The organism is Nocardioides sp. (genome assembly GCF_047607365.1).
GTDB lineage: Bacteria > Actinomycetota > Actinomycetes > Propionibacteriales > Nocardioidaceae > Nocardioides.
In genome coordinates, this window is sequence record NZ_JASGDD010000193.1 from 1 (window position 1) to 20,170 (window position 20,170).

General features: G+C 70.9%; 21 protein-coding genes and 1 pseudogene. 15 read left to right on the forward strand and 7 right to left on the reverse strand.

From position 1 onward, the window contains the following. The 3 genes and pseudogenes from QM572_RS14900 to uraH form a co-directional block, all read right to left on the reverse strand. Window positions 1-293 (reverse strand): annotated as a pseudogene (locus QM572_RS14900) (hypothetical protein); the annotation flags it as partial. A gap of 188 nt (window positions 294-481) precedes the next feature. Continuing rightward, the gene (locus QM572_RS14905; RefSeq protein ID WP_415094465.1) at window positions 482-1,021 is read right to left on the reverse strand and encodes a hypothetical protein; all 540 of its coding nucleotides are present in this window, start codon (window positions 1,019-1,021) and stop codon (window positions 482-484) included. Between the two features lie 5 nt (window positions 1,022-1,026). Then, complete coding sequence (gene uraH, locus QM572_RS14910; protein WP_415094467.1) at window positions 1,027-1,341, reverse strand: hydroxyisourate hydrolase; 315 nt, start codon at window positions 1,339-1,341, stop codon at window positions 1,027-1,029. Window positions 1,342-1,394: 53 nt separating this feature from the next. On the opposite strand from uraH, the gene ilvA reads away from it, so the two are divergent. Then, entirely contained in the window at window positions 1,395-2,639 is a 1,245-nt protein-coding gene (gene ilvA / locus QM572_RS14915; protein ID WP_415094469.1) for a threonine ammonia-lyase IlvA, read from the forward strand. A 130-nt stretch (window positions 2,640-2,769) separates the two neighbouring features. On the opposite strand, the gene QM572_RS14920 is transcribed toward ilvA, so the two are convergent. Beyond that, on the reverse strand, window positions 2,770-3,207 hold the full coding sequence (locus tag QM572_RS14920; protein WP_415094471.1) for an SRPBCC family protein: 438 nt from the start codon (window positions 3,205-3,207) through the stop codon (window positions 2,770-2,772). A 40-nt stretch (window positions 3,208-3,247) separates the two neighbouring features. Further along, entirely contained in the window at window positions 3,248-4,003 is a 756-nt protein-coding gene (gene ppgK, locus QM572_RS14925) for a polyphosphate--glucose phosphotransferase (protein WP_415094473.1), read from the reverse strand. A gap of 86 nt (window positions 4,004-4,089) precedes the next feature. Here ppgK and QM572_RS14930 point away from each other — a divergent pair, with 86 nt between their 5' ends. Then, complete coding sequence (locus QM572_RS14930; RefSeq protein WP_415094475.1) at window positions 4,090-5,337, forward strand: M15 family metallopeptidase; 1,248 nt, start codon at window positions 4,090-4,092, stop codon at window positions 5,335-5,337. Window positions 5,338-5,363: 26 nt separating this feature from the next. Continuing rightward, window positions 5,364-7,325, forward strand: a complete 1,962-nt coding sequence (locus QM572_RS14935) for a M13 family metallopeptidase (RefSeq protein ID WP_415094477.1) — start codon at window positions 5,364-5,366, stop codon at window positions 7,323-7,325. Between the two features lie 16 nt (window positions 7,326-7,341). Here QM572_RS14935 and QM572_RS14940 read toward each other — a convergent pair whose 3' ends face one another. After that, entirely contained in the window at window positions 7,342-7,596 is a 255-nt protein-coding gene (locus QM572_RS14940; RefSeq protein ID WP_415094479.1) for a hypothetical protein, read from the reverse strand. Between the two features lie 198 nt (window positions 7,597-7,794). Here QM572_RS14940 and QM572_RS14945 point away from each other — a divergent pair, with 198 nt between their 5' ends. The 5 genes from QM572_RS14945 (at window position 7,795) to QM572_RS14965 (ending at window position 10,820) form a co-directional block, all read left to right on the forward strand. Continuing rightward, the gene (locus QM572_RS14945) at window positions 7,795-8,277 is read left to right on the forward strand and encodes a riboflavin kinase (RefSeq protein WP_415094481.1); all 483 of its coding nucleotides are present in this window, start codon (window positions 7,795-7,797) and stop codon (window positions 8,275-8,277) included. Continuing rightward, window positions 8,274-9,179, forward strand: a complete 906-nt coding sequence (locus QM572_RS14950) for an LLM class flavin-dependent oxidoreductase (protein ID WP_415094483.1) — start codon at window positions 8,274-8,276, stop codon at window positions 9,177-9,179. Before QM572_RS14945 ends, QM572_RS14950 begins: the two co-directional genes overlap by 4 nt. A 155-nt stretch (window positions 9,180-9,334) precedes the next feature. Continuing rightward, window positions 9,335-9,838: a riboflavin kinase gene (locus QM572_RS14955; protein ID WP_415094485.1), complete on the forward strand. Its 504-nt coding sequence runs from the start codon at window positions 9,335-9,337 to the stop codon at window positions 9,836-9,838. Continuing rightward, the gene (locus tag QM572_RS14960) at window positions 9,838-10,308 is read left to right on the forward strand and encodes an NADPH-dependent FMN reductase (protein ID WP_415094505.1); all 471 of its coding nucleotides are present in this window, start codon (window positions 9,838-9,840) and stop codon (window positions 10,306-10,308) included. The genes QM572_RS14955 and QM572_RS14960 overlap by 1 nt, the downstream gene beginning before the upstream one ends. Next, entirely contained in the window at window positions 10,305-10,820 is a 516-nt protein-coding gene (locus QM572_RS14965) for a flavin reductase family protein (RefSeq protein WP_415094487.1), read from the forward strand. Before QM572_RS14960 ends, QM572_RS14965 begins: the two co-directional genes overlap by 4 nt. Before the next feature lie 73 nt (window positions 10,821-10,893). On the opposite strand, the gene QM572_RS14970 is transcribed toward QM572_RS14965, so the two are convergent. Then, entirely contained in the window at window positions 10,894-11,772 is an 879-nt protein-coding gene (locus tag QM572_RS14970; RefSeq protein ID WP_415094489.1) for an NAD(P)-binding domain-containing protein, read from the reverse strand. Window positions 11,773-11,884: 112 nt separating this feature from the next. On the opposite strand from QM572_RS14970, the gene QM572_RS14975 reads away from it, so the two are divergent. The 7 genes from QM572_RS14975 to QM572_RS15005 form a co-directional block, all read left to right on the forward strand. Further along, window positions 11,885-13,207 (forward strand): LLM class flavin-dependent oxidoreductase, encoded by a 1,323-nt coding sequence (locus tag QM572_RS14975; protein ID WP_415094491.1) that lies wholly within the window; start codon window positions 11,885-11,887, stop codon window positions 13,205-13,207. Continuing rightward, a complete protein-coding gene (locus QM572_RS14980; RefSeq protein ID WP_415094493.1) occupies window positions 13,204-14,490 on the forward strand; it encodes an MFS transporter in 1,287 nt (428 codons plus the stop codon). Before QM572_RS14975 ends, QM572_RS14980 begins: the two co-directional genes overlap by 4 nt. A 68-nt stretch (window positions 14,491-14,558) precedes the next feature. After that, window positions 14,559-15,866, forward strand: a complete 1,308-nt coding sequence (locus tag QM572_RS14985; protein WP_415094495.1) for an NtaA/DmoA family FMN-dependent monooxygenase — start codon at window positions 14,559-14,561, stop codon at window positions 15,864-15,866. Next, window positions 15,866-17,173 (forward strand): NtaA/DmoA family FMN-dependent monooxygenase, encoded by a 1,308-nt coding sequence (locus QM572_RS14990; protein ID WP_415094497.1) that lies wholly within the window; start codon window positions 15,866-15,868, stop codon window positions 17,171-17,173. Before QM572_RS14985 ends, QM572_RS14990 begins: the two co-directional genes overlap by 1 nt. Window positions 17,174-17,188: 15 nt before the next feature. Next, entirely contained in the window at window positions 17,189-18,109 is a 921-nt protein-coding gene (locus tag QM572_RS14995; protein ID WP_415094499.1) for an LLM class flavin-dependent oxidoreductase, read from the forward strand. Beyond that, window positions 18,106-19,410 (forward strand): NtaA/DmoA family FMN-dependent monooxygenase, encoded by a 1,305-nt coding sequence (locus QM572_RS15000; RefSeq protein WP_415094501.1) that lies wholly within the window; start codon window positions 18,106-18,108, stop codon window positions 19,408-19,410. Before QM572_RS14995 ends, QM572_RS15000 begins: the two co-directional genes overlap by 4 nt. Window positions 19,411-19,439: 29 nt before the next feature. Beyond that, window positions 19,440-20,170 (forward strand): LLM class flavin-dependent oxidoreductase (locus tag QM572_RS15005; protein WP_415094503.1); only part of this gene is annotated, 731 nt, incomplete at its 3' end.

Here is a 20,170-nt window from a genome sequence, read left to right on the forward strand (position 1 = left end):
GCGAGGCGCTGGTGGGCGCGGGCCTCTCGGGCGCCGAGGTGGGCGGCGTGGGCGAGCCAGCCCGCGGTGTCGTGTGCGCCCGACTGGTCGGCGACCTGCGGGGCTGCGGTCATGACCCGGGCGCGGAGCTCGGCGAGCTGCCCCTCGGCCGCGACCAGCTCGCGCAGCGCCTCGGCCTGAACGGCGGGCGGCATGAATATCGGATCCACCTGCGCGACGGAGCGCAGAACCTCTCGCACCGCGGCAGCGGCCGCGATGATCGGGTGAGTGGGGTCGACGTGCTGAGCGACCATCGCTGGCCACCTCCCTTCACGCAGGACGACGGGAGCGCATGCGGACGCGTGCGCTTACTGTCGTCGCGCGGGAGGCCTGGAGGGCGATTACGTGACCTTCGCGACTGGCGGACCCTTCGCCACTTCGACACCGCGTTCAACCAGACGTCTCGTGGGTGGCACCTTGAGGTGACCGCCTACTCAGAACGCTACGACACCCCACCGACAAAACTGTTCGAGCAGGCAGACTGCGGCGAATGAGCGACGCGCCGATCACTGATCCGACTCGGGTCGATACTCACCCGTAGCGTCGTCCCAGTCCCAGGCGCCCTCTGCGGGGTCCGACTCGACGAGGGCGCGGAGGTCCGGCCAGCGATGGACGAGGAAGCTGGCCACTTTCGTGCGCGCGCGGGCTGACGTAGAACCTTCCGGCTCACAAGCGGAGGATCGTCGCCGGTGTCGATCACGTGCTCGGGTCCGAACGAGACGGTGTCGCCCAGGTTGAGCGCCGTCATCGCGACGGGCTGGTTGTCCAGCCGCCCGACGTATCTGCCGCCGACGACCTGCGTGACGATCACCCACATGCGCTCTGCTGGAGTCTCCTCGACATCCGCGAGCTCGAAGATCAGCTTCGCGAGATCGCCCACCCCGAGCGAGGCGCGCTCGGTGACGGACGGGATGACGAAGCTCGTCGGAGACTCGGCCTGACGCTCTTCGGCATTGGCGAGGCGGTGGACCTCGGACGTCACGGGCCTCACGATCCTCGGTAGGTGGTGTAGGCGAAGGGGCTGAGTAGGAGGGCGACGTGGTGGTGCTCGCCCTCGGTGACGGTGAAGGTCACCGTGACCGAGGGGTAGAACGTGGCGCGGCCCTGCTCGGCGTACCAGGCTCCCGTGGCGAACTGCAGCGTGTGAGTGCCCGGCGGGACCTCGTCGGCGAAGCGGATCCGGCCGTCGGCGTCGGTCGCGGCCGCGCGGGTCGATCCGTCCGCCAGCGCCAGCGAGATCGCCATGCCGGCCGCCGGTCGGCCGAGCTGGGCGTCGAGGACGTGGGTCGAGACCGTGGTCATGGGCGCAAGGGTAGTGACGAAAGCACTGGCGGCGATGCGAGACACTGGTGCGCGTGACCGTCACTCCCGCCCAGATCGCCGCGGCGGCGGAGCGCACCATCGCGCGTCGCACGCCGCTCGAGCGCTCGGCCCGCCTCAGCAACCGCGCAGGCGCCGACGTCTTCCTCAAGCGTGAGGACCAGCAGCTCGCCCGGTCCTACAAGGTCCGCGGCGCCTACAACCTGATGTCGTCGCTGCCCGACGACGAGCTGGCCAACGGCGTCGTCTGCGCGAGCGCCGGCAACCACGCCCAGGGCGTAGCGATCTCGTGCGCCCGGCTCGGGGTCGAGGGGCACATCTTCGTGCCGACCAACACCCCACGGCAGAAGCGCGACCGCATCCTCGCCCTCGGCGGCGACCACGTCACGCTCACCCTCGTCGGCTCGACCTACGACGAGGCGTCCTCCGCGGCCATCGCCTACGCACGCGACACCAACGCCACCTTCGTGCACGCCTTCGACGACGAGCGCACCATCACCGGTCAGGCCACGGTCGGCGTCGAGATCACCGACCAGGCCCTCGAGGTCGCCGGCGGTCCGCTGGACACCCTCGTCCTCCCGATCGGCGGCGGCGGCCTGCTCGCCGGCGTCGCGACCTGGGTGAAGTCGGTGTGGCCCGACTGCCGCATCATCGGCGCCGAGCCGGTCGGCGCCGCCTCGATGAAGGCCGCCTTCCGCGCGGGCGGGCCGGTGAAGCTGGACAACCTCGACACGTTCGTGGACGGTGCGGCCGTCGCCCTCATCGGCTCGACGCCGTACGCCGTCGCGCGCGAGCTCGTCGACGAGATCATCGAGGTCCCGGTCGGTGCCATCTGCGTGGAGATGCTCGACCTCTACCAGACCGAGGGGATCATCGCGGAGCCCGCCGGGGCGCTGGCCGCGGCCGGTCTCGGTCAGCTCGCCGGCCTCAGCGGCCGGGTCGGCGTGGTGCTCTCGGGTGGCAACAACGACGTCTCGCGCTACCCCGACATCGTCGAGCGCGCGATCGTCTTCCAGGGCCTGCGGCACTACTTCCTGGTCTCGTTCCCGCAGGAGCCCGGCGCGCTGCGCGGCTTCCTCGACCACGTGCTGAGCGACGGCGAGGACATCGTCGTCTTCGACTACATCAAGCGATCCAACCGCGAGACCGGTCCCGCGCTCGTCGGCATCGACCTCGAGCGGCCCGACGGCCTCGCCCCGCTCCTGGAGCGGATGGCCGCCAGCAACCTGATCATCGAGAAGATCGACAACGATTCCGAGCTCTTCACCTTCCTCCGCTGAACCCGCGACGGCGGGCGGAGCGTGCGCGGCGTTGCAGCCCGCTCGACGGCGGCTCCGCTCACAGGCCGCCTTCGCGGTCAGGTCTGAACGGAGTGGCCTTTGCGCCCGCACGCGCCCGTCAACGGAGACCTCAGGCCAAGGCGGTGAGGTGCTCCTCGAGGCTCTTGGCGACCTTGTCGGCGAGCAGCTTCAGCACCGGCGGCATCAGCGGGGCAATCACCTTGGCCGGGCCCTGCAGGTTGAACTCGGCGTGATAGGTGACGGCGGTGCGGGTGCCGACGGTCTCGAAGGTCATCGTGTCGCGGACCCTGAGCGACCTCCCGGCGTCGCCCTCGAGCTGGAAGCGGCGGTTCACGACGTGCTCGGTCACGACGTAGTCGACCGTCTGCTCGGTCCCGAGGATCACCGAGACGTTGTGGTAGGTCGTCCCCACGCCGCCGTCGCCCGAGGTGCGGGTCGTTGTCTTCGTCGGCGGGTCCCACTCGGACGTGGTGGTGAAGTCGGAGAGGTAGGCATAGACCCTCTCGACGGGCTGGTCGACGGTGATGGTGCGCTGGACGCTCGGCATGGGAGGGGGTTACCCCGGCGCGAGGCGGTTCAGCCCTGCCTCACGCGTGCTCGCTCGCGTAGAGCGCCGCGCCGATGACGCCCGCCTTGTTGAGCAGCGTGGCCGGGCGCAGCTCGGTGTCGACCTCGATCAGTGGCCCGAACTCCTCGAAGTCCTTCGAGACGCCGCCGCCGACGAGGAAGAGGTCGGGGGAGAAGAGCCGCTCCAGCGTCTGGTAGTAGGTCGTGAGGCGCTTGGCCCAGTGCTTCCAGCTGAGCTCCTTCTCCTCCCGCACCCGGTTGGACATCCTCGCCTCGGCCTCGTGCCCGTCGACCTCGATGTGTCCCAGCTCCGTGTTGGGCAGCAGCATGCCGTCGTACACGAACGCGGTGCCGATGCCGGTGCCGAGGGTCGTCACGATGACCAGCCCGCGCTGGCCCTTCGCGGCACCGTAGTGCACCTCGGCGAGGCCGGCGGCGTCGGCGTCGTTGACCGCGTGCACGGGCCGCTTCAGCGCCCTGGTGAACAGCGTGTCGGCGTCGGCCCCGATCCACGCGTCGTCGATGTTGGCCGCGGAGCGCACGATCCCATGGCGTACGACGCCCGGCACCGTGACGCCGATCGGGCCGTCGACGTCGGGGAACTCCGCCAGCAGCTCGGCGAACACCTCGGCGACGTTCTCGGGCGTCGAGGAGGCGGGTGTCTTGATCCGCACCCGCTCCGCCGCGAACTCGCCCTCGACCAGATCCACCGGGGCGCCCTTGATGCCGGTGCCGCCGAAGTCGATGCCGAAGCCCCGCCGCTTCCCGCTGCTCATGGACTCAACCTAGGGCATGCTCCCGCGCTCATCTGGCGCAACTTCGTCCGGGCCTGCGTTACCGTGGCTCGGGGAGGTTCGACCGCATGTCTGAGGGGACGCGGCCGGTGCGCGCGCCGGTCGCCGTGCTGATCGGCGCGCTGGCAGCGACGTTGCTGTCGGCGTGCGGCTCCGCCGACCCCGGCGCCGAGCCGTCGGCGTCGTCCGCGTCGGACTCCTCCTCCAGCACCTCCTCCTCCAGTGCCTCCGCGACGGCCACCGGCTCCTCGACCACGTCGATCTCGGCCGATCCGTCGCACGCGGTCGACGCCCCGGGTCCGCGCACGGGGGCGCTCGTCCCCGCCGACCTGCTCGTCGTCTCCCCCGAGCCGATCAGCGACGAGACCATCGCGAAGGTGAAGGCGGCCACGGGCGTCAGCGGGGTCGCACAGGTCTCGGTGGCCGACCTCTCGGTCGAGGACCGGCTGCTGCACGTCATGGCGGTCGACCCGTCGACGTACCGCAACTTCACCCCCGTGCAGTCGGCCGACAACCTCGAGCTGTGGCAGCGGGTCGCCGGCGGCGAGATCGCCGTGGCCACCGACCTGCAGAGTGCCGTCGCGACCGACGACGACGGCTACCTCACCCTCGGCGCGGAGGAGGACGCCCCCTCCATCCACGTCGGCGCGTGGGCGCCCCAGGTCAGCGGCGTCGACGCCGTCGTCAACGAGAAGTGGGGCGAGAGCCTCGGCATGGTGAGCGGCAACGCGCTCATCATCACCACGGCGGACAGGGCGCCCGACCGGGTGGTCAAGCCGGTCCGCAAGGTCGTGGGCTCGGGGGTGTCGGTGCAGCGGATCGACGTCGTCGCGCAGTACGGCCTCGACACCGACGCCGTCCAGGTGACCGTCACCTCGGGCACGGTCGCGCAGGCGGTCGGCACCTACACCTACCGTGTCGCGAACGGCAAGGTCACGCCGTCGGCCGCCTGGGTGAAGAGCCACATCACCACGGAGGTGGTGCCGATCCTCGGCGCGGTGACCTGCAACAAGGAGCTCTTCCCGCAGCTCAAGGCCGCGCTCGCCGAGGTGGTCGACCGGGGACTCGCCTCGACGATCCACTCGACCGCCGGCTGCTACTACCCGCGCTTCATCGCCGGCACCACGTCGCTGTCCAACCATGCCTTCGGGCTCGCGATCGACATCAACGCCCCCGAGAACGGCCGTGGCACCGTGGGCCAGATGGACCGCTCCGTCGTCCAGATCTTCAAGACCTGGGGCTTCACCTGGGGTGGCGACTGGCACTACACCGATCCCATGCACTTCGAGATGAACCGCATCGTCCATCCGGGCTGACCAGCGCGCTGGCTAGGCTGGCCGCCGTGAGCACTCTCGATGACGCACGACCCGGCATGGACGAGTCGGTCCGGGCCCAGGACGACCTCTTCGGCCACGTCAACGGCACCTGGCTGCGCGAGGAGGAGATTCCGTCCGACCGCTCGAGCTGGGGGCCGTTCGTCCAGCTCGCCGACGCGGCCGAGCAGCAGGTCCACGAGATCATCACCGACCTCGCCGCGCTCGCCGACGCCGGCCAAGCCGCGCCGGGCAGCCAGGCCCAGAAGATCGGCGACCTCTTCGCCTCCTTCATGGACAGCGACGCGATCGCCGCCGCGGGTCTCGCGCCGCTGGAGCCGCTGCTGTCGGCGGTCGAGGGCATCGGCGACCTGCGCGAGCTGGCCGCCTTCCTCGGCGAGTTCGAGCGCTTCGGCGGCCGGGGCCTCTTCGGCTCCTACGTCGACAACGACGACCGCAACTCCGACCGCTACGTCGTCAACCTCCTCCAGGGCGGCCTCGGCCTGCCCGACGAGAGCTACTACAAGGACGACAAGTTCGCCGAGATCCGGGAGAAGTACGCCGCCTACCTCGCGCGCCTGCTCGGCCTGGCCGGCATCGCGGACGCGGAGTCCAAGGCGGCCACCATCCTCGCGATCGACACCCGGCTGGCCGAGGGCCACTGGGAGCGCGCCGAGACCCGGGACGTGCAGAAGACCTACAACCTGCTCACCTTCGCCGACGTCGCGGCGCTGACCCCGTCGTTCGACTGGGAGATCTACGTCCGCAACCTCTCGGCCGCGAAGACCACCGCGCCCGAGCTGCTCTTCTCGGGATGCGTCCGCCAGCCCAGCTTCTTCCAGCACCTCGAGGGCGTGCTCGGCGAGGTCGGCATCGAGGACTGGCGCACGTGGCTGACCTCGCATGTGCTGCGGCTGGCGGCGCCGTACCTCACCGACGACTTCGTGGAGACCAACTTCGACTTCTACGGCCGCACCCTGTCGGGCACCCCCGAGCTCCGCGCCCGGTGGAAGCGCGGCGTCGCGCTCGTCGAGGGCGCGCTCGGCGAGGCGGTCGGCGCGGAGTACGTCACCCGCCACTTCCCGCCCACCTCCAAGGCGCTCATGGACGAGCTGGTCGCCAACCTGCTCGCGGCCTACCGCGAGTCGATCGGCAAGCTCGACTGGATGACCGAGGAGACGAAGGAGCGGGCCTACGCCAAGCTCGACACCTTCACGCCCAAGATCGGCTACCCCAACACCTGGCGCGACTACTCCGCGCTGACGATCGTCCCGGGCGAGCTGCTCGGCAACGTCTTCGCCACCTCGGCCTTCGAGACCGACCGCCAGCTCGGCAAGATCGGCTCGCCCGTGGACCGCGACGAGTGGTTCATGCTGCCGCAGACGGTCAACGCCTACTACAACCCCGGCACCAACGAGATCTGCTTCCCGGCCGGGATCCTGCAGAAGCCGTTCTTCAGCCCCGACGCGCTGCTGGAGGAGAACTACGGCGGCATCGGCGCCGTGATCGGGCACGAGATCGGCCACGGCTTCGACGACCAGGGCGCGCAGTTCGACGGCGCCGGCAACCTCAACGACTGGTGGACGCCGGCCGACAAGGAGGCCTTCGAGGCCAAGACGAAGGCCCTCATCGAGCAGTACGACGCCTTCGAGCCGCGCAACCTGCCCGGCGAGCACGTCAACGGCGCGTTGACGGTCGGTGAGAACGTCGGCGACCTCGGCGGTCTGACGATCGCCCACACCGCCTTCCTCATCGCACGCCCCGAGGCGACGCGTGAGGAGAGGCGGCGGCTCTTCCAGAACTGGGCCTACTGCTGGCGGACCAAGCGCCGCAAGGAACAGGAGCAGCAGTACCTCACCATCGACCCGCACTCACCTCCGGAGTTCCGCGCCAACATCGTGCGCAACCTCGACGAGTTCCACGAGGTCTACGACACCGCCGAGGGCGACGGCCTCTGGCTCGACCCTGCCGAGCGCGTCCGGATCTGGTGAGTCGCTGGACCGACCACTAGACCCAGGACTCGTCGAGGGTGCGGACCAGGTCCTCGATGGTCGGGTAGCGCCAGCGGAGATAGGGCAGCGGTATGCCGCTCTGAAGGGCCAGCCACTCGTGGGTGACCCGCTCGTGGGAGACCCCGGCGATGATCTCGCGCAGCAGGATCCGGCGGCGCGCGTCGCGGAGCGCGACGACGCGAGCAGGGTCCCGACTGGTGCGCGAGGTGATGCGGTGACTGCGTCCGACGGACGCCGATGGCACGGTCATGGACGCCATGCAACGCAGCGAACGTTGCGGCGGCGTCTCGCCGACATGTAACGCTGTTTGCGCCTGGCCCGGGCCGCTCGCGGGCCGGCCGGGATGTTTCGCTCTGTTGCGCCGCTCTTCCCAGCGGACACACAGGCGCAACAGGCCGGTCACCGCATCCGCCGCCGGCACGCAATACGCCGGCTGTGGACTGACGGCATGCGTGAGACCTTCGTGCGTCCCAACCCCCGTCCGCTGGCCACCGGCCCCGTCCAGCTCATCGAGGGCCCGGTGGAGCACGGTGACCAGCGAGGGCGCGAGCTGGGCTTCCCGACGGCCAACCTGACGCTCGAGGACCACGGCGCCGGCGACGGCGTCTGGGTCGGCACGGTCGTTCTCGAGGACGGCTCCATCTACGCCGCGACGGTCTCGGTCGGGCGTCGCGTCACCTTCTACGGACGTGACGGCATCCGGCTCCTAGAGGCGTATCTGCACGACTTCGACGGCGACCTCTACGGCCAGAACATCCGCGTGTGGCTGCACTCGCGGCTCCGGCTGCAGCGCCGGTTCCCCGACGTCGACTCGCTCATCGAGCAGATGCACCAGGACGTCGCGGACACCCGGACCTGGGCCGGCGGCAAGGCGTGGGCCGACGTCCCGGGGACGAGGGCCATGATCGACCCCCTGGCCGGTCTCGCTTGAGGTTCTCCGTCTGGCCGCAGGGCACCCTCGCCCCGGCCGACATCCTCGCCGAGGCCCGATGGGCCGACCGCAACGGCTGGCGGGGCATCTGGCTCGCCGACCACTACATGCCCAACACCGGCGGCGCCGACGTCGCCTCGGGCCCGGTCCAGGAGGTCTGGGCGATGCTGCCCGCGGTGGCGGCGCTGACCGAGACGCTGCGGGTCGGCACGATGGTCTCCCCGACCTCGATCCACCATCCGGCCATCCTCGCCAACCGGGTCAGCACGATCGACAACCTCAGCGGCGGCCGGATCACCCTCGGCCTGGGCGCCGGCTGGCAGGTCAACGAGCACGCCGCCTTCGGCATCCCGCTCGAGGCGCCGAGGGAGCGCGTGGACCGGTTCGAGGACGCCATCCGGATCATCCGCTCGATGCTGGCCGAGGACCGGACGACATACCACGGCAGGGTCTACGACATCCGGGACGCCCCCTGCGAGCCGAAGCCGGTGCAGTCGCCCCTGCCGATCCTCGTCGGGTCCACGAGTCCCCGGATGCTCCGCATCACGGCGCGGTACGCCGACCAGTGGAACACCTGGGGCGACGCGACCGAGGCGCGGAGGAACCGCCAGGCGCTCCTCGACACCGCGGACAGGGTCGGCCGCGACCCGGAGGAGATCTGGACGACCGCCAACGTGCTGCTCGACCTCGGGGACACCGGCTATGACGCGGGCGTCGGGAACCAGGGGCCGCGGCCGGTGGTCCGTGGCGACGCGGCCGAGGTGGTCGACGCGCTCGGCGCCTACGTCGAGGCGGGCTTCGACGAGTTGATCCTGCCGTCCTGGTGGTTCGGCGACACGACGGACCAGCGCCTCGCTGTCCTCGACCGCATCCACGCCGACGTCGTCCCGGCCCTCGCATGAGCTCGCCCCACGAGCGTCCAGAGGCGCGCAGAAGGGCGGCACCGAAGGGCGGCACCGCCAGCGCAACGGGGCCGTTACCGGGCGTCAGTGGCTCGGCAACACGTACTCCGTTCACTGGATGCAGTGATCAACCGGCTCGAGGTGAAAGGTGGTCCGTGGACGTGGAGGTAGACGTTCGACAGGCGCAGCCGAGGACGGGACGACGCCGGTCCTTCGAGACCGGCAGGCTGGTCGCCGGGCCGGTCGAGCACGGCGACGAGCGCGGTCGAGCCCTCGGGTTCCCGACCGCGAACCTCGCGATCGACGACCCCGGCGTCCGCGACGGCGTCTGGGCGGCGACCGTCGAGCTGGAGGACGGCCGGCTCGTGCCGTCCTGCGTGTCGATCGGCCGTCGCCCGACGTTCTACGCGCGTGACGGCGTACGCCTCCTCGAGGCCTACCTCCTGGACTTCTCCGGAGACCTGTACGGCCGGCAGCTACGGGTGTGGCTCGACCACCGCCTGCGCCTGCAGAAGCGCTTCGCCTCCGTGGAGAGCCTGTGCGCCCAGATGCAGTCCGACGTCGACGACACCCGCCGGTGGGCGGCCACCGCACCGTGGTTCGTCGTGCGGAGTCCTGGCTGGCGTCGTGGGCACACGAGCACGAGGGGAGGGTCGTGATGGTCGTCGCGATCGTGGGGAACCCGAAGCCGATGTCGCGCACCCGCGCGGCCGCCGAGCTGATGGCCGAGAAGCTCACGGGCTCCGCGCCGTCCGCCGTCGTCGACGTGGTCGACCTCGGCGCCGGACTGCTCGGCTGGGGCGACCCGGCCGTGGCCGAGGCGAAGAGGACCGTGCTGGAGGCCGACGCCCTCATCGTCGCCTCGCCGACCTTCAAGGCGACCTACACCGGCCTGCTCAAGCTCTTCCTCGACCAGTTCGGCCAGGGCGAGCTGGGACAGAAGACGACCTTCCCGCTGATGCTCGGCGGCTCCATGGCGCACTACCTCGCCCCCGAGCTCACCCTGCGTCCCGTCCTGGTCGAGATCGGTGCCAGCTGCCCGGCTCCGAGCCTCTACCTGGTCGACTCCGACTACGAGACCGCCCCGGCCCTCGACGAGTGGGTCACGATCGCGAAGAAGTTCCTATGAGCGCACACGAGATGATCACCGCGTCGGACACCAAGTTCGACCAGGGCCTGCTGCGGCAGGCGTTCGGCCTCTTCCCCTCCGGCGTCACCGCGTTCTGCGCGATGATCGACGGCAAGCCCGAGGGCATGGCGGCCAGCTCCTTCACCTCGGTCTCGATCGACCCGGCGCTGGTCTCGGTCTGCGTGGCCAACACCTCCTCGACCTGGCCGAGGCTGGCCGCCCTTCCGACGCTGGGACTGTCGGTCCTGGCCTTCGAGCACGGGTTGGTCGCGCGGCAGCTCTCGGCCCGCGGCGTCGACCGCTTCGCCGAGATCGACTGGGCCCAGACCGAGTCCGGAGCGGTCTTCGTGCACGGCGCCAGCCTCTGGCTGGAGTGCACGCCGTTCAAGACCGTCGACGCCGGCGACCACCAGATCGTCGTGCTGGAGATCCAGTCCATGCTGCTCAAGCCCGACATCGCGCCGATGGTCTTCCACCGCAGCGCGTTCCACGAGATCGCGCACTCCGCCTGACCGACCCGCCGCGTCCGGGCGGGCTCCTCGATCGGGACAGTCGGCCGTCGCCGAGGGTACGCGGGAACGGCCGTCACGAGAGGGCCTCTCCGGGGGCGTGCGTGTCCGCCAGCCAGGCGAGGGCGGCGGAGGTCTCCTGCGTCGCCTCGTGCGAGGGCAGCCCGGTGGCGCGGGCGGTGGCGCTTCTCGAGAAGAGGTCGCCGGCGGCCTCGGTCATCGTCGTGGACAGTCCCATCGCCCGCAGCTGCTCCGCCGCCCGCTCGACCTCGGAGCTCCGGCGCTGGGCGTGCTGGACGTGGGAGGTCACCAGCAGGTCGAGGAACCTGGTGAAGCCGGTCGCGTCGATGTCGGTCAGGGTGTCGTAGAGCTCGGCACGCATCCCCGCCCGCTCGGCGGCGACGAGGCACTCCACCGCGAGCGCCTCGATGCCCTTGGTGAGCACCGTCCGGAGGAGCTTCAGGGTCGCGGCGTCACCGGGCTCGGAGCCGGGCAGGACGCGCACGGGCGCGCCGAGGCCGGCGAACTCGAGCATGGCGGTCGCCGCGTCGCGGCCGGCGGCGATCACGGGAGTCGCGGCGCGGGTGATCGGGACGGGCCCCATGATGACGGCATCGACGTACCCGACCCCCGCGGCACGGGCGGTCTCGGCGCAGGCCCGCTTGTCCTCGGCCGAGGCGGAGGCGAGGTCGACGACGATCGCGCCCGGGCGCAGGTGGGGCACCACCTCGTCGCAGACCTGACGGGAGACGTCGCCGCCGACGCAGACCCAGACCCGGTCTATCCCGGCGAGCCAGGGGCCGGGACGGGTCTCCACGCCAAACCCCAGCAGACCGGCCCGGTCGAGGAGCTGCGGCCGTGGCCGAGGCGTGCAGACCACCACCTCGTGATCGCCGCATGCCCCTTCCGCATAGGCACCTCCGACCTCGCCGCCGCCCACGATTGCCACTCGCACGGCCGCAGGCTATGTCACCGCGGGGGCCTGCAGGCGGCCTGGAACACTGGCGCAATATCGGTGTGACGACCGAGCGCAGCACGGTTAATAGAACGCTCCTAGCGTCCAGTCCGTGAGCACGAAGCAGATCCACCTCAGCATCAACCTCACGGAATACGGCCGTCACTCGGGAGCCTGGCGGGAGCCGGGCGCGGACGTCTCGAGGATCCCCAACCTCGAGGCCTACCTGCACGCATGCGAGTGGGCCGAGAAGGGCTTCTTCGACCAGGGCTTCCTCGCCGACTCGCCGGTCCACACCTGGGGCAACGAGTCGACCACGACGACCCGGCTGGACGCGATGGAGATGGCCGGCGCCCTCGCCGAGCACACCACGCACCTCGGGATCATCGCGACGATGTCGACGAGCTACACCGAGCCGTTCGAGGTGGCGCGACGGGGAGCCTCGCTCAACAACCTCAGCGGCGGCCGGGTCGGCCTCAACTTCGTCGCCTCGCAGGGCGACGAGATGGCGCGGAACTACAACCTCGCCAAGGAGCACCCCCGCGTGGTGCGCTACGCCCGCTACCGCGAGTACCTCGAGGTGATCACCAAGCTCTGGGACTACGCGCCGACGCCGGGCTCGCCCGGCCGGATGCTGGAGCACCACGGCGAGTTCTTCGACATCGAGGCGACCCTCGACGTCCACCAGCCGCCGTACGGGCGGCCGGTCATCATCCAGGCCGGACAGTCGGCCGAGGGCCGTGACCTGGCCGCCCGCTGGGCCGACGCGATCTACGCCGCCGGCACCACCGTCGAGCGCGGCCGGGAGTACTACGCGGACATCAAGCGCCGTGCCGCCGCCTACGGCCGGGACCCCGACGGCATCAAGGTGATCATGGGGATCGCGCCTTTCATCGGCGACACCGAGAGCGAGGCGCAGGAGCTCAAGCACGTCCTCGACGACTACCACGCCAAGGGTGCCGACGTGATCGGCCACCTCTCCCGGATCCTCGAGTTCGACCTGTCCGGCTATGACCCCGAGGGGCAGCTTCCGCTCGACGAGCTCCCCGAGGTGAGGTCCGCCTCCGTGGGCCTGGCGACCATGTGGAAGCGGATCGCCGAGGAGGAGCGCGTCCCGCTCGGCGAGCTGGCCTACCGGTCCTTCGTCGGCGGCCTGGCCAACATGCAGTTCGTCTCGGTCGGCGACCCCCTGCACGTCGCCGACGAGATGCAGCTCTGGTTCGAGACCGGCGCCTGCGACGGGTTCTCGCTCGTGGCGCCCAACGTCGGACCGACCATGGAGAGCTTCGTGACCCACGTGGTGCCGATCCTCCAGGAGCGGGGCCTGGTCCGGACGGCGTACGACGCGACGTCGCTGGCCGGGCACTTCGGCCTGGAGTCGCCGCTCGACCCGCGCCACACGCTGCTGCCGGGCGCGCAGCAGCTGCCCTGGTGACCGCCGTCGCCGAGCCGGCGGCGCCAGAGTCGACAGCCACGGTCCTGCGCCGCTTCGCGGTCCCCGTCTACCTCCCCGCGACGATCTACGCGGTCGGCCAGGGCGCGGTCACCCCCGTCATCGCCATCGGCGCCCACGATCTCGGCGCCTCCTACGCGACGGCCGCCTTCGTCGCCGGGCTGCCGGCGGTCGGCGTACTGCTCGGCGACGGCCCGGCGGGCGCCTTCGTGGCCCGCGTCGGGGAGCGGCGCGGCATGATCTTCTCGGCTCTCGTCACGGCGCTGTGCTCGGTGGTCGTCGTGCTGGCCGGCGACCTCACGGTGCTGAGCCTGGCGGCGCTGGTGATGGGCGCGGCCTCGTCGGTCTTCCTCCTCGCCCGGCACAGCCTGCTCACCGAGCTGGTCGAGCCCGCCTTTCGGGCGCGCTCGCTCGCCCTCCTGGCCGGCACCTATCGCGCCGGCGTGACGATCGGTCCCTTCACCACCGCCGCCCTCATCAGCCACTTCGGTGCCCTCGCCGCGTTCTGGGTCCAGGCGGCGACGTCGGTCGCGGTGATCGCATTCCTGCTCTCGATGCCCGACCTCGAGAAGGTGATCGCCCTGCGGACCGACACTCCGGGCGACTCCATGACGGGCCTGACCGGGATGTTCCGGGAGAACGCCGGGCCGCTGCTGCGGGTCGGGTCCGCGATGGCCATCCTCATGCTGCTGCGCAACACGATGGTCATCATCATCCCGCTCTGGGGACTGGCGATCGGGATGCCGGCCTCGAGGATCGCGCTCGCGGTCGGCCTCTCCGGGCTGCTGCAGCTCGTCCTCGTCTACGCCTCGGGCCAGATCGCCGACCGGTTCGGGCGGATGTGGGTGGCGATGCCGGTCGTGCTCGGGATCGCCCTCGGCCACATCCTGCTCGTCGGCGCCCACGGGACCGGGACCTACTTCGCCGTGGTGGTCGTGCTCGCCGTCGCCAACGGCTTCGGCGGCGGCATCATGATGATGATGGGCTCGGACCTCGCCCCGCCGGGCCGGGCCTCGGAGTTCCTCGGCCTGTGGCGACTGGTCAACGACGCCGGCGGCGCCGCCGCTCCCTTCCTGATGGCGGCGGGCACCGCCGTGGTCTCCCTCGGCTTCGCGAGCGTCGGGCTCGGCCTGCTCGGCCTCGTCGGCGCGGGGATGCTGTGGCGCTGGGTGCCGCTCTACCTCGACGAGTCGCGTGCGCCCGCCGTCGTACTGCCTCGTGTTACAGGCGATGGCACAGCTGGCGTAAACGCGACTTCACCGTGAGCGCGCGGGCCGCGTAATACGCCGTTCGTACGTTTCAGGACGTCGACACGAGAAAGGCAGGTGAGGAGATGACCGCGGACATGTTCCACCTCGGCTGGTTCTACTCGAAGGGCTTCGGGCCCAAGGCCTGGAAGCATCGCTGGGCCGGGCCCGAGCAGGCCGTGCGGAACTTCACCAAGCCCGACAACGCGGTCTTCCTCGCCCAGGCCATGGAGCGTGCCGGCTTCGACTACCTCATGATTGAGGACTCCTCGAACGTGCCCTACACCTACCAGGGCAGCCACAACGCCTACCTGAGGCACTCGGTCGACACCCCCAAGCTCGACCCGACCGTGCTCGCGCCGTTCATCACCATGGCGACCAAGAGCCTCGGCTGCGTGGTGACCTGCTCGACGACGGAGTACCAGCCCTTCATGCTGGCGCGGAAGTTCAACGCGCTCGACCACGTCTCCGACGGCCGGATCGGCTGGAACATCGTCACCGGTTCGAACGACGGCGGCGCGCAGAACTACAACCGCGACAGGCAGTGGCCCCACGACGAGCGCTACGACATGGCCGACGAGTTCCTCGACGTGTGCCACCGGCTCTGGAAGTCCTGGGACGACGACGCGCTCGTGCTGGACCTGGAGAACGGCGTCTTCGCCGACGGCGACAAGGTCTACCCGATCAACCACGAGGGGAAGTACTACAAGGTCCGCGGCCCCCTCTCCGCGCCGCCGATGCCGCAGGGCAGCCCCGTGCTCTGCCAGGCCGGCGGGTCGGCACGCGGCCAGCGCTTCGCGGGCACCTGGGCCGAGACGATCATCGCCGCCCCGCGCGGCGTCGAGGCGATGAAGAGGTTCCGCGAGGACATCCGTGCCCACGCCGTCGACCAGGGCCGCGACCCCGACGCGATCAAGCTGATGTTCCTCATCTCGCCGATCATCGACGAGACCGTGGACCGGGCGCTGGAGCGCCAGCAGCAGCGGTTCGACGAGGCCGAGCAGGACTGGGAGTTCGGGCTCGCCAGCCTCTCCCGCGGCACCGGCATCGACTTCTCCCAGTTCGACCTCGACGCCCCGATCCCGCACCTGGAGTCCAACGGCCACCAGTCCAGCGCCCGCGCGCTGGAGGGCAAGATCCTGCGAGACGTGCTGCGCTACGGCCGCGCGCTGGAGTGCGTGCCGCTGGCCGGCACCGCCGACTCGGTGGCCGCCGAGATGGACGAGCTCATGCAGGAGGTCGGCGGCGACGGCTTCCTGCTGATGGACAGCTACCACTCGCGGCGCTACATCACCGAGATCACCGACGGCCTGGTGCCCGAGCTGCAGCGGCGGGGCCTCACGCGCACGGCGTACGAGCACAGGCTCTTCCGCGACAACCTGATGGCGTTCTGATGGGCGCGGACATGTTCCACCTGGCGTGGTTCTTCTCCAAGGGCTTCGGGCCCAAGGCGTGGAAGCACCGCTGGCACGGCTCCGACGTCGCCCGCTTCACCAAGCCGGACACCGGGGTCTTCCTCGCGCAGGCGATGGAGCGCGCGGGCTTCGACTACTTCATGATCGAGGACTCCTCGAACGTGCCCTACACCTACCAGGGCAGCCACAACGCCTACCTCCGCCACTCGGTGGACACGCCCAAGCTCGACCCTGCCGTGCTCGCCCCCTTCCTGATCGAGGCGACCACGAACCTCGGCATCGTCGTCACCTGCTCGACGACGGAGTACCAGCCCTTCATGCTGGCCCGGCTCTTCAACACCCTGGACCACGTCTCCGACGGCCGGATCGGTTGGAACGTCGTGACGGGCTCCAACGACGGCGGCGCGCAGAACTACAACCGCGACAGGCAGTGGCCCCACGACGAGCGCTACGACATGGCCGACGAGTTCATGGAGGTCTGCCGCGGCCTGTGGAGCGGCTGGGACGACGACGCCCTCGTCCTCGACCTGGAGAACGGGATCTTCGCCGACGGCGACAAGGTCCACCCGATCGACCACGAGGGGAAGTACTACAAGGTCCGCGGCCCGCTGTCGGCCCCGCCCATGCCGCAGAGGAGCCCGGTGATCTGCCAGGCCGGCGGCTCCGGCCGTGGCCACCGCTTCGCCGGCCAGTGGGCCGAGACCGTCATCACCGCCGCGACCGACCCCGCCGACATGAAGCGGCAGCGCGAGGCGATCCGGCAGCACGCCGCGGACGCCGGCCGCGACCCCGACGGCGTCAAGGTCCTCTTCCTGGTCTCGCCGATCATCGACGAGACGACGGAGCTGGCGCTCGCCCGTCACAACGCCTCGGTCGAGATCGACGACAACGAGGTGCAGTACCAGCTGGCCTCGCTCTCGCGTCAGTCCGGCATCGACTTCTCCCAGTTCGCCCTGGACGAGCCGCTCCCCGAGCGGCTCGTCAGCAACGGCCACCAGTCGATGGTCGCCAAGTGGGAGGGCAGGGTCCTGGGCGACATCATCCGGGGCAACGTCCTCAGCCCGGGCTCGAAGAGCTTCGTCGGCACGCCCGACCACGTCGCCGGCTACATGGACGAGGTGATGCAGGAGGTCGGCGGCGACGGCTTCCTCTTCGTCAACTCCTACTTCCCGCGGCGCTACGTCACCGAGATCTGCGACGGCCTCGTCCCCGAGCTCCAGAGGCGCGGCCTGACCCGGACCGCCTACGAGCACGAGCACTTCCGCGACAACCTGATGGCGTTCTAGGGAGGCGTGACGAGCATGCACCTGATCGCCCTCCTCACGATCGGCCCGGCCGACACCGCCTCCGGCCTCGTCGCCGCGGCCGGGACCCTCCGGGACGCCGGCGTCGACGGCGTCGGCTTCCTCGACGCCCAGGACCTCGGTACGCCGGTCGCGGCCCTGGAGTCGAGCACGCTGGCGACCCTGGTGGGACTCACGGTGCCCGGCATCGGCGTGATCGGCTCGCAGTCCGGCCTCTACGGCTACCCGTTCCACACCGCGCGCCGGTTCGCCACGCTGGACCACCTCAGCGCCGGATGGTCGGGCTGGCTCCTGCGGACCGGCTCCGCCGGCAGCGAGGCCTCCGCCCTCGACCGGCAGGCCGGCAGCGGCGCCGACGGAGGACTGGCCCGCGCCGGCGAGCATGCCGAGATCGGCTACCGGCTCTGGGACTCCTGGGAGGACGGCGCCCAATGGCCGGACAAGGAGAGCGGTAACTTCAAGGACGACTCCCGGATCCATGCCATCGACTACGCCAGCGACCGGTTCCAGGTCGAGGGACCGCTCGACGTGCCGCCCTCGCCCCAGCACCGTCCGGTCGTCCTCGCGCTGGTGAGCTCGCCGGACCAGGTCGCCGCACTGGGGCCCTGGATCGACGTCGCGGTCGTCCTCGCTCCCGACGAGGACGCGGCCGTCGAGCTGGCCGCGGCCGTGCGCGCCGACGGCCGGATCCCGAAGGTCCTCCTCGCCTGCGGGGCCAAGGGCCTCCCGATCGCCGCCGCCGATCAGCTCGCCGCCGCGGGCGTGGCCGACGGCCTCGCCCCCGTCATCGACACGACCGGAGTCGCCGACGTCGCCGCTCTGGCCACCGCTGTGCCGGAGCCGCCGGACGGCACCGCCCGGACGTTCGCCGAACGTCTCGGGATCGGACCCCTGCCCGTGGGAGGTCGAACCGCATGACCGCGAAGCTGATGCACCTCGGACTCAACTGCACCGAGTACGGCCGCCACTCCGGCGGCTGGCTGCACCCCGACAGCGACGTCTCCCAGATGCCGAACATCGACGTCTACCGCCACATCGCCAAGAAGGCCGAAGAGGGCTTCATGGACCAGCTCTTCGTGGCCGACAGCCCGGTCCACAACCGCGGCCAGCTCAGCGTCGGCCCCACCCGGCTGGACCCGATGGCGGTGGCGCTGCTGATGGCCCAGGAGACCGAGCACATCGGCGTCATCGCCACGATCACCACGAGCTACAACGACCCCTACGACATCGCCCGGCGCGCCGCCTCCCTGTCCCACCTCACCGGCGGGCGGGCCGGGATCAACTTCGTCGCCTCCTCCGGCGACCCCATCGCCCGCAACTACAACCTCCCCGGACAGCTCTCCCACGACGAGCGGTTCGTGCGCTACGAGGAGTTCCTCGGCGTCGTCACCCGGCTGTGGGCGGCCTCCGCCGACGGCGACGAGCGGGCGGTGCCGGTCCGGCACACCGGCCCCCACTTCGCCGTCGACGCCGCCCTCGACGTCCCCAAGGCCCCGGCGGGACGTCCCGTCATCGTCATGGCCGGCTCGTCGGAGGAGAGCCGCGACCAGGCGGCGCGCTGGGCCGACGCCGTCTACGCCGCCGGCCGGCAGATGGCCGGCGCCCAGGAGTTCTACCGCGACCTCAAGGAGCGCGCCGCGGCCTACGGCCGCGACCCCGACTCCATCAAGGTCATGCTCGGCATCACCTCCTTCATCGGCGACACCGTCGAGGAGGCCGAGGCGCTCGAGGCCACCCTCAACGACCTCCACGTCCGCGGCGCCGACACGATCGGCTACCTCGGCGGCGTGCTCGAGTTCGACCTGTCCGGCTTCGACCCCGACGGGCCGCTCCCGTTCGACCTGCTCCCGCAGGTCCGGTCCTCGAGCGTGAGCCAGTCGGGGCTCCTCACCCGGATGGCCCGCGAGCAGGGCCTCAGCATCCGCGAGATCGCCTTCCGCGCGTACGCCGGCGGCCTGGCCAACATGCAGTTCCGCGAGGCCCTCACCCCGGTCCAGATGGCCGACACCATGCAGGAGTGGTTCGAGGCGGGGACCTGCGACGGGTTCACCATCGTGGCCCCGATCGTCCCGCGCACGATCGACGACTTCGTCGACAAGGTGGTGCCGATCCTCGCCGAGCGCGGCCTGGTCCGCACGTCGTACGGCGACGGCCCGACCACCCACGCCGGCCTCTTCGGCCTCGACACCCTCGACCCCCGCGTCCCCACCCTCGTCTGACCGCGCCCGACCCACCAGGAGAAGGTCCCATGATCGCCACCGCGTTCCTCGCCCTCGAAGGCGCCAGCACCGTCGAGGAGGTCGTCGGCGCCGCCCGGAGCCTGGAGGCCGCGGGCGTCGCGGCGGTCGGCCTGCTCGACGCCCAGGACACCGGCCTGGGCGCCACGCCCTTCGAGTCGACGACGCTCGCCGCCCGGGTCGCCGCGGCCACCTCGAGCATCGGCGTGATCGCGAGCGACTCGGCGCTCTACAGCTTCCCGTACCACTCCGCGCGCCGGCTCGCGACGCTCGACCACCTGGCCGCCGGACGCAGCGGCTGGCTGGTCCGGTCGCGGACCGGGGCCGACGAGGGGTCGGCCTACGCCTGGCGCTCGACCACCGGACGCGGCGAGGAGCTCCACCGCGCGACGGAGTACATCGAGATCGAGCGCGAGCTGTGGGGCAGCTGGGAGGACGGCTCCCAGTGGCCCGACAAGGCCGCCGGCGTCTTCAAGGACGACTCCCGGATCCACCGGATCGAGTACCGCTCGACGTCCTTCCGGGTCTCCGGGCCGCTCGACACCCCGCCGACCCCGCAGGGCCGGCCGGTGATCCTGACGTTCGTCACGACCGTGGACGAGGCACGGGCGCTGACGCCGTACGTCGACGTCGCGATCCTCGCCCCCGCCGACGGCGTCGCGCTGGACGATCTGGCAGCCGTCGTCGCCTCCGCGGCCGAGGCCGCCGGCGCCCGCGTGCTCCGCCTGGCCGGCGGCGCGAC

Bases quoted from the DNA above. Each gene is read 5' to 3' on its own strand.
- QM572_RS14965 (WP_415094487.1), top strand. From the start codon at position 10,305: ATGAGCGCACACGAGATGATCACCGCGTCGGACACCAAGTTCGACCAG.
- uraH (WP_415094467.1), bottom strand. From the start codon at position 1,341: ATGACCACGGTCTCGACCCACGTCCTCGACGCCCAGCTCGGCCGACCG.
- QM572_RS14945 (WP_415094481.1), top strand. From the start codon at position 7,795: ATGCGTGAGACCTTCGTGCGTCCCAACCCCCGTCCGCTGGCCACCGGC.
- QM572_RS14990 (WP_415094497.1), top strand. From the start codon at position 15,866: ATGGGCGCGGACATGTTCCACCTGGCGTGGTTCTTCTCCAAGGGCTTC.
- QM572_RS14940 (WP_415094479.1), bottom strand. From the start codon at position 7,596: ATGACCGTGCCATCGGCGTCCGTCGGACGCAGTCACCGCATCACCTCG.
- QM572_RS14930 (WP_415094475.1), top strand. From the start codon at position 4,090: ATGTCTGAGGGGACGCGGCCGGTGCGCGCGCCGGTCGCCGTGCTGATC.
- QM572_RS14920 (WP_415094471.1), bottom strand. From the start codon at position 3,207: ATGCCGAGCGTCCAGCGCACCATCACCGTCGACCAGCCCGTCGAGAGG.
- QM572_RS14995 (WP_415094499.1), top strand. From the start codon at position 17,189: ATGCACCTGATCGCCCTCCTCACGATCGGCCCGGCCGACACCGCCTCC.
- QM572_RS14960 (WP_415094505.1), top strand. From the start codon at position 9,838: ATGGTCGTCGCGATCGTGGGGAACCCGAAGCCGATGTCGCGCACCCGC.
- ppgK (WP_415094473.1), bottom strand. From the start codon at position 4,003: ATGAGCAGCGGGAAGCGGCGGGGCTTCGGCATCGACTTCGGCGGCACC.
- QM572_RS14985 (WP_415094495.1), top strand. From the start codon at position 14,559: ATGACCGCGGACATGTTCCACCTCGGCTGGTTCTACTCGAAGGGCTTC.
- QM572_RS15000 (WP_415094501.1), top strand. From the start codon at position 18,106: ATGACCGCGAAGCTGATGCACCTCGGACTCAACTGCACCGAGTACGGC.